An 8,526-nucleotide genomic window follows, 5' to 3' on the forward strand; every position below is an offset into this window, starting at 1 on the left:
ACCTTGTGGTCTGAAGGACAGGTGTATGCTGTCGTCCCTGAACAGTTGGACATTCTCGATGGGGTTCGAGCGGCAATTTCGATCGCTTTTTTGCTAGCCGGTGCAATCTGCCTTGATATACCAGACTTGGCATTCAGCGTTGTCGCCGCATTTTGGACCTCCCTTTGCGACCCGTTCGGCGGAGCCCGGTCTCGCTTCCGTGTCATGGCGAAATTTGCGATCCTAGGCGCGATCGTGTTTGCCCTCTCATCCTTCGGTGCTCACTTCGGCACCGTGGCTGCTACCGCAACGCTCTTCACTCTCGTCGCATTGTGCTGTCTAGGTCGATCCTACGCGCCCGCGTTCGGACCCGGACCCGCCCAAGGTAGCTTCATCTCCGCAATTGCAGTTGTGATCGGTGTGTCGACACCGCGTCCATTCGAGGGAGCGCTCCAACTTGAAGGTTGCTTCCTGCTCGGATCGACGGCGACAATCCTCATATCGACCTTGATATGGCCGAACCACACCAATGCCCCGGGCAGATTGTTGCTCGTGACGATCTACAGCCGGTTGCGGACGATGCTGAGCGCGCTGATCGATCTCGACCGATCTCCAGTTGGCGACAGCGCGGCCTGGCTGCAATATGAGACGCTGACCCGTAGGGCCGTGAGGATCGCTATTGAGCGAGGTCGCCAAATCGTTGCGCGACGTCTTTTGGGGAGCAAGCCGCACGGTCACGCGGTTGACGTAGCCTCGAGGTTACTAGGTAATCTGATTGCTCTCGGGCACCTACGCAGGTCAGGCGGGGTGTTCACCGAAGATAATGTCACATTGCTTCGCGATTTAGACGAGCTGTTGCGGGAAGTGATCGATTGCTTGGACTCAGGAGCCATGACCTCGGCTCGAATCAACGAAGACGCAAGGTCTCTCCACCGCGCGGCCGAAGACCAAAACAGGGCTTTCGGCAGGTGCATAGAGGGCGCGGCCATCGCACTGATGTCTCTGGGCGGAACAACAAGCCCGGAACAACGGCAAGATGTTTTATCCACGGGCCTATTAGCGACGATCTTCGAGAGGCCTGCGATGCCGTCTGTTGTGTGGCATCAAGCGTTAAGGGTGGCCACAGCTGTGACCGCTTGCCATCTGGTGGAGAGGTGGCTTGGAGTGACCTTGTCATACTGGGGAACGATTGCGACTTTGGTCGTGATGCAGCCGGCTTTGGGGAACACCTGGGCCAGGGTGTTGGAGCGAGCAACAGGCACTCTCCTCGGCGGGTTGGTCGCCGCGGGGTTGCTCATGAACAGCCCTGGCGACGTTGCGATGGCTCTAACGATCGTTCCGCTCGCGGCCGCGGTCATTGCCTTGCGCACGGTGAATTACGCGCTATTCACGATCTTCCTGACGCCGATGTTCATGTTGCTCTCTGACCTCATCAGACCCGCAGACGATCTGATCTTTTTAAGAGCGGTGAACGAGAGTCTTGGTGCTCTCTTCGGTGTGGTTGCGAGCATATTGATATTCCCGACCGACGATCGTGTCGCGATTTCCGATACTCTCCGGACAGCCGTATCCGCAAACCTGTCATTTGCGTCCAGCGTGCGAAGGTCGCGCCACGGGCCGCATTCGGCGGAGATTGCGAAGGCACAGGCAGACGCGGGTGTCGGCAGCTCCAGGGCTGAGGTTGCGGCGATGGGACTAAGTCTCGGCAACGGTGCCATAGCCAGCTCAGATGCTCTGAATAGTGTTCTCCTGGCGCTGAGAAATGTATGCGGAGCGTCTGCAGTCTTCGAAACTCTCGGAGACCATGATCCTCAGGTCGATACACAGCGAGCCGACTACTACGAAGCCATGTCATCGGCTCTCGAGATGCAGCTCAGGACTTGGACATTGGGGGATCTACCCATGCCGTTCCAAAAGTCCGGCGACGAATTGGACCAGGCCGTTGCTGATCTTGCATTGACGGTGCAAGCCTTCATCAGGGCATACGGCCGTAGTGGGAGGGGCTACGGCGGGCAATAGTGAGAGGAGTGGGTTTCCCTCGGCTTTCTCGCCGTTTGACACCATTTCACTGACTTCAACGTTTTGTCATGGGGAAGCACGCGTAAAGTTAACGTGTCGAAACGCGAGAGGAAAAGTCAATGATGATTTCTACATCAAGGCGAGCAACGAGTTCCACTCGGGATGACGATCTTCATAATCCGGGGTGCGTTGCAGTCATCGAGGATGATCCCGACACTCGCATGCTGGTATCGAGCCTGATCGAGAACGTTGGGTTTCCGGTCGTGACTTTCGTCGGAGCCTCCGAGTTTCTCTCATCTCCACTTACCGTCGAACCCAGCTGTATTTTGCTGGACGTAAGGCTGCAGGGGATGAGTGGCCTTGATCTTCAGCAGCGCCTGTCGCATCGAGGCTCGCAGTCCCAGATCGTGTTCATGACCGGCTTCGCAGACGTGAACATGAGCGTGCGCGCGATGAAGGCCGGCGCATTCGACTTTATCCAAAAACCTTTCCGGGAGCAGGAAGTCCTCGACGCCGTTTGCGCCGCTGATCTGGCGTATAGGCAGCGTGCCAGCATCAATCGTTCCAAGGCTGCGATTGACCGGCGTTTTCACTCCTTGACGTCACGAGAGCGCGAGGTCTTGGAGGGCGTTGTCGACGGACTGTTGAACAAGCAGATCGCCGCCCTCCTTGGAATCACCGAAATCACCGTGAAAGTGCATCGTGCAAAATTGATGAAAAAAATGCAGGCGAGGACCTTGGCAGAGTTGGTAAAGGACGTCTCGCTGCACCTTTCCTTCGAACGGTCCCAAACTCTTGCGAACGCGGACGACAGCGCCTTCAAGGACACCCGGGAGCGAACAACCGACGCTCGGAGCCTCGTGATGCCGGTCTTTGCCTGAATGCGGCATTGTCCCGATAGAACGCCAAACCAGCTGATCCGATGTCGTTTCAATCAGGGCCGGCTGCATGAGGTCATCGTTACTGCGCGTCCGCGCGGTTGGGCCAAGCGATCACTATACCCCGGTATAAGGCCTCCAAGCCTCTCGTTGCACTCGAGTATAGTGTATTTAAACCATCGAAAGTTTCTCTGCGGGCGTTCCAGCGGGTAAACTTGCACTGGCTCTCTTGAGCTTCCTCCCCATCAAAGGATAACGCCATGGACAGAAAAGTAGCGCATCAACACCGAAGCCTTCCGCTTTCAACGCCGACGGACCTGGGGGAGGACGCAACCCGTGATATCGCGGCAGCGCTCACGGCTCTGTTGGCGGACGTTTTCGCACTCTACCTCAAGACCAAGAACTTTCATTGGCACGTGTCCGGACCGCGTTTTCGCGACTATCACTTGATGCTTGATGAGCAAGGAGCCCAGATTTTCGCGATGACGGATGATATCGCCGAGCGTGCTCGAAAGGTTGGCGGGCCGACGCTGAAATCGATAGGTCATATCTCGCGACTTCAAAGGATCCTCGATAACGACGCGGATTTCGTGACGCCAAGAGACATGTTGTCCGAGCTTCGTGACGACAACAAGCAGCTTGTCGGTATCTTGCGTCAGCTACATGAGCTGACCTCTTCACATGATGACCATGCGACAACGAGCCTCACCGAGAACTGGATCGATGAGGCGGAAGGCAGGCTGTGGTTCCTGTTCGAGGCAACGCGTCTCGAGCGGTAGCTCCTCGAGAGAGGTGGCTGGATCCGTTGCTATGAACTAGGCCGTGAACTCGTAAATTCGAAATGACCGGTGGAGAGTTTCAGAACGGGCTATTCTGATTGCCATCGCATCCGTTGCGCGTCCACACGATCTGCTCCCATGTGCTCGATGAAGGCGTCCCTCAGGCGGGAAAGCCATCTTTCTATGTAGGCCAAGGGAGCATCGGCCTCGCCTTCTGCGGTGAGGACCCATTCAGCGAACTGGGTTGCGGTCACTGTGCCCGAGTTCGGCATGAAGTCAGTCACGTGCACATATTTGTCTGCCTGCACGCTCCCGCAGTGACCCCAGCCGACACAGACCTGATGCATGAGCGCATCGAAACCGGTTTTTCCTGTCATGAAAGTGCGCAGTGATTGAGGCGGGATGCCTGCGAGCGCGTCATCAGATTACAGCGCCCCGTGTAAGCCCGCAATAGGATTGGCTATCGAACGACTGCTTTCATGTCGCGGCGAATTCTGATTCACGCTCCGCATGAGCAGATATGATCTGACTGACTTCGAATGGCGAGTGATTAAGCCGCTGTTGCCCAACAAATCACGGGGTGTCGCTCGCGTCGATGACCGGCGAGTGCTGAATGGCATCTTTTGGGTTCTTCGATCTGGAGCCCCCTGGCGTGATGTCCCAGAACGATATGGACCATATACGACATGCTACAATCGCTTCAGGCGTTGGACGATGGCTGGAATTTGGGACAGGCTCATGGAAGCTGTCACGAGCGATTCGAATGATGGAATCGCTATGATTGACGGCACTTCTGTTCGCGTCCATCATCTGGCGGCCACGCTAACGACCGAACACCCGGATCGTTGCCTTGGGCGAAGTCGCGGTGGTCTCACGACCAAAATTCATGCCGTCACTGATGGCAAGGGGCTACCGATCAAGATTGCTATCACGCCCGGTCACGCTCACGACCTAACTGCGGCGAAAGAGCTGCTTACTGATCTATCCCAAGGTGATATGGTTCTTGCAGACAAAGCCTATGATGCCGACTGGCTCCGCGCGGAGGTCAGAATGAAAGGATCATGGGCGAACATTCCGCCAAAATCCAACAGGAAGAGGCCAGTCGTCTTCAGCCCTTGGCTTTACAGAAAGCGAAATCTCATTGAGCGGTTCTTTAGTAAGCTCAAATGTGTTCGACGGATTGCGATCCGGTATGAGAAGTTGGGCACGAGTTTCCTCGCCATGACAAAACTGGCCTGTGTGCGCCTCACGCTTCGCCATAACGAGTCCACGGCCTAGAAAGGCGAGCCGCCCCGGTGGGGGGCGGCTCTCTTGGAGCGTATCGCAGCCGGCGGTGGGAGGCGAGACCAGCAAGCCTTGGTCCTCGGTCGCCTCGGTGGCGACGGACATGATGCTACCCCAATATTAGAAAGAACATAATTGAGCCGAGGTATCGGTTTGGTTACCCGGTCGGCTGACCTGCGCAGTGCTCTCCTCTGGGCGTTCCGCGAGGATGGAAACGCATTTCTTGGCATCGAAGTGACGGCAGCGTCACTTCCGCTTTGGTTTGAATCTTCGCTGGTCGCGGTGGCCAGAACCAGGGTCGAGTCCGTCTTGGCGGTCTCGGAGACAAACGGATTTGAACCGCTATCCACAGATGCCGAGGGCGAGGGCGGCAAAGGCGAACGTAGGAAACATTAGCATGCAATTTCTCCATCGTTGAAGTACTCATCGATGATCGCGCAATCTCGCAAAATTCGAAATTGTCCGAGTTTTTCGCACGCTAAGCTTCACGTCTGGGGGGTGCGAGCGTTGAAGGCAGCCAAAAATTGGCCGATCAGGGACGCGATCTGAGGGAGGCATTCCTCGAGCGCGAAGTGTCCAGTCTCGAGAAATTGTAGGTGAGCATTGGGGAGATCGTCCAGGTATGCCTGTGCTCCTGCCGGAGTAAAGAAGGGGTCGTTCTTACCCCAGACGATCAGTGCGGGCGGCACGTTGGCTCTCAGCCATTCCTGCCATTGCGGGTAAAGGGGCAGGTTGCTCTTGTAGTCGAGAAGCAGGTCAAGTTGTGGCTGTTTGCGACCCGGCTGCTCGATGTAGTGCAAATCGAGATCGTAATTGTCCGGCATTATACGTTCCGGCCGCGATGTTCCCGTGAGGTACTGGAAGCGAACTCCCTCTGCTGTGAGCAGCCCTGATAGTTCGGCGGTGACTGCGGGATCCTCTGGTCGAGCCGACATTAGCCTCTTTGCTGCCTCCGACAATCCGGCGTCATAACAGTTTCCGTTTTGAATGATCAGGCCGGCTATGAGTTCCGGCCTTCTGGTTGCGATCCTCATCCCCACTGGGGCACCAAAGTCGAAAATGTAAAGGATCACCCTGGTTAGGCCAAGGGCATCTATAAAAGCCTCGATGGCACGTGAAAGGTTGTCGAATGAATATTCAAATGTTCCACCCTCCTTCTTGCTGACAGGAGCGGTACTTTGACCGAACCCGGGATAATCGGGAGCGATCATGCGGAAGCTTCCTCCAAGTCGCTCCATAAGTGCTCTGTATTGATGCGACGTTGAAGGAAACCCGTGCAGTAGCAAAATGGGAGGAGAAGTCGATGCCGCATCTTTTGGATGCGTCTCGCGATAGAAGATCTCCGTGTCTTCGACGGCGAGCCGGCGGTAGGTCATTTCGTAATAGCTCGTCATCGCGCCTTCTCCCATCCACTTTACTTTGCCGCCTGAATTATCAGATCCGATACTTCCTCGGCATGCGATAGCATCGCGACATGGCTTGAAGGTATTTCGATCGCCTTGGCGTTGGCCGCCTTAGCCTGATCCTTCTCGAGCTGTGGCGGGATGATCTGGTCTTTGGTTGCCACCACCATGAAAGTCGGTTTCTCGCGCCACGCCGCTTCCGAGACCTTTGCGCTAAGGCATCTGACGTGGAACGGACCCTGCGTCGCAGCTACAACCGCTTTAGATTCAGGGTCGAGATCAGCTGCGAAGTACTTCTTGATGCCTTGGTCGCTGATCCTCAAGAAGCCGTCGTCGTCCTTCACGTATTCCTTGCGGCTTTCCAGCTGGGGATATTTAGACGTAACGTCCTCTAACGACTGCCCTTTATCGGGCGCGTAGGCCGCCACATAGACTAGAGACTTCACCTTCGGATCAGTTCCAGCTTCCGTTATGACAACGCCTGCCCACGAGTGGCCGACGAGAACTACGGGGCCTTCGGCGTTCTTGATCGCGCGCTTGGTAGCGATGACATCGTTTTCAAGCGAGTCCAGAGAATTTTGGACGGCTATTACTTTGAGGCCAGCCTTCTCCAGGCGCGGAATTACCTTTTGCCACGATGTCCCGTCGGCGAAAGCGCCGTGGACAAGTACGACTGTTTTTGCAGCCCCATCCGCGGACCAGGCCGCGGTCGATAACGCCAAACTTGAAAGCAGAAGTGCTGCGGTCGACAAAATCGTCATCATCTGAAGTCTCCTTTTTGCCGATTTTCGGCGTGAAAACTCGATCGATTGTTTGACTTTCCCGTTGCATCCGGGCGGCGTCGATGAGAGGCCGCCTAGTGGGAAAGTGGCAGCATTGGCCGTCGATCGTCATTTTTGCGTGGGATGCTCTCCCACGACATCCAGGCTAGAACACACGAGGTCACGCATCTCGTTAAATCCTGCTAAAGCACGGGAATTCCTAGAGATGGAAGAGCCTAAGGATCCGCATCCTCAGGTCGGGGACTGTCGTGGAAGCGCGGTCACTGCTGGCTTTGTGAAGCGCGTCCTCCGCCTTTGTGCGCGTAAGCAGCAAAGCTGCGAGGTCCTCAGCGATGGCGGGGCGTTCTCTAAGTATCTCTGCAATCTTGCCTTTGCTTATCTGATATAGCGTCACATCCGTAAGGCATTTGGTATCAGCCACTTCCTTACTACCCAGCAAAACGCCTCTTTCTCCAAGAACGTCTCCAGGCGAGAGCCTTGCGAACTCAATCCTTCCGTCCTCAACACCGTCTTCGACAATCGCGACGCCACGTGCCAACATCATAAGTGCGCTAGTCGTCGAGTCCTTCCTGGCGATTACCGCTCCTTGCTTCATCAATACGCGCTCGGCGGAAGAGGCCAGTGCGTTCGCTTCGTCGTTCGTGAGATTGGCGAAAATCGGTGCCAAGCTGATGAGGCTCTTAACGAAATCAGGTTTTCCAGCACCCGCCGCCGTTTTTTCCGCGGGAGGGTCTGAAGCAAGTGGCAAGCTGGCAGCGAAGGTGTGGCGATAAATCAGGTCGAATATTTCGTTCCTCGCCTTCGCAACAGATAACAAGGTGGGTACACGGAATGAAAGTTCCACCTCGATGCAGTCTCGACTCATACCCGTTATCGAGACCGATGGGTTTGGCGATCTCAATATCTCCCTGCTACCAAGCAGCACCTGATGCATTGTGTCTTCGATGGCTTTGGGTGGCACACTCGCTTGCATCTTAACAGTCAGGCTGGCTCCATGTGAGATGTCTGGGACACTCAGATTTGTTATGCGGCTCTTCGCTAAGATGCTGTTGGGGACAACAACGAGGTCGCCAGTTTTGTTGAGAAACTGTGTGGACCGCCAGTTGGTCTCCACGACCTTGCCCTGAACGTCATCGTCCAGAACGACCCAGTCCCCCACAGAAAGGAGCCTGTTGAGGTTGAGCGCGATGCCCGAGAACACGTCGTTTAAAGTGCTTTGAAGGGCAAGGCCGAGTACGATGGCGAAGACGCCGGATGTCGCAATTATTGTTCCGACCGGCAGGCTGAACACATAGGCTATGATGCATATGGAGAAGCTAACCCAAGTGCATCATGCCTGTTTTGCAGGATAGGGGATCACCCATCTTCGCGCAAATGCGCCATAAATACCTCGGTCGGTGTC

The 8,526-nt window shown here is 55.7% G+C and carries 8 protein-coding genes; 4 read left to right on the plus strand and 4 right to left on the minus strand.

What is annotated here, in order from left to right; all coding sequences use genetic code 11:
- The first annotated feature begins 21 nt into the window (after positions 1 to 21).
- The 3 genes from FHT70_RS30760 to FHT70_RS28370 all read left to right on the plus strand — a co-directional run bounded on the left by FHT70_RS30760 (position 22) and on the right by FHT70_RS28370 (position 3,655).
- A complete protein-coding gene (locus FHT70_RS30760; protein ID WP_183706440.1) occupies positions 22 to 1,998 on the plus strand; it encodes an FUSC family protein in 1,977 nt (658 codons plus the stop codon).
- A gap of 119 nt (positions 1,999 to 2,117) precedes the next feature.
- Positions 2,118 to 2,879: a response regulator gene (locus FHT70_RS28365; protein ID WP_246722012.1), complete on the plus strand. Its 762-nt coding sequence runs from the start codon at positions 2,118 to 2,120 to the stop codon at positions 2,877 to 2,879.
- Positions 2,880 to 3,136: 257 nt separating this feature from the next.
- The gene (locus FHT70_RS28370) at positions 3,137 to 3,655 is read left to right on the plus strand and encodes a DNA starvation/stationary phase protection protein (protein ID WP_183706442.1); all 519 of its coding nucleotides are present in this window, start codon (positions 3,137 to 3,139) and stop codon (positions 3,653 to 3,655) included.
- An 89-nt stretch (positions 3,656 to 3,744) separates the two neighbouring features.
- Here FHT70_RS28370 and FHT70_RS28375 read toward each other — a convergent pair whose 3' ends face one another.
- Positions 3,745 to 4,032, minus strand: a complete 288-nt coding sequence (locus FHT70_RS28375) for a hypothetical protein (RefSeq protein ID WP_183706444.1) — start codon at positions 4,030 to 4,032, stop codon at positions 3,745 to 3,747.
- Positions 4,033 to 4,165: 133 nt separating this feature from the next.
- Between FHT70_RS28375 and FHT70_RS28380 the strand changes: the two genes are divergently transcribed.
- Positions 4,166 to 4,933, plus strand: a complete 768-nt coding sequence (locus FHT70_RS28380) for an IS5 family transposase (protein WP_183706446.1) — start codon at positions 4,166 to 4,168, stop codon at positions 4,931 to 4,933.
- Between the two features lie 491 nt (positions 4,934 to 5,424).
- Here FHT70_RS28380 and FHT70_RS28385 read toward each other — a convergent pair whose 3' ends face one another.
- The 3 genes from FHT70_RS28385 to FHT70_RS30765 all read right to left on the minus strand — a co-directional run bounded on the left by FHT70_RS28385 (position 5,425) and on the right by FHT70_RS30765 (position 8,415).
- Positions 5,425 to 6,333 (minus strand): alpha/beta hydrolase, encoded by a 909-nt coding sequence (locus FHT70_RS28385; RefSeq protein WP_246722014.1) that lies wholly within the window; start codon positions 6,331 to 6,333, stop codon positions 5,425 to 5,427.
- 20 nt (positions 6,334 to 6,353) lie between these two features.
- Positions 6,354 to 7,106 carry an alpha/beta hydrolase gene (locus tag FHT70_RS28390; protein ID WP_022715094.1) on the minus strand — a complete coding sequence of 251 codons (753 nt, stop codon included), beginning with the start codon at positions 7,104 to 7,106 and terminating at the stop codon, positions 6,354 to 6,356.
- 217 nt (positions 7,107 to 7,323) lie between these two features.
- Entirely contained in the window at positions 7,324 to 8,415 is a 1,092-nt protein-coding gene (locus FHT70_RS30765; protein WP_183706448.1) for a mechanosensitive ion channel family protein, read from the minus strand.
- Positions 8,416 to 8,526: the final 111 nt, after the last annotated feature.

The sequence above is a fragment of the Rhizobium sp. BK049 genome (genome assembly GCF_014193135.1).
GTDB lineage: Bacteria > Pseudomonadota > Alphaproteobacteria > Rhizobiales > Rhizobiaceae > Rhizobium.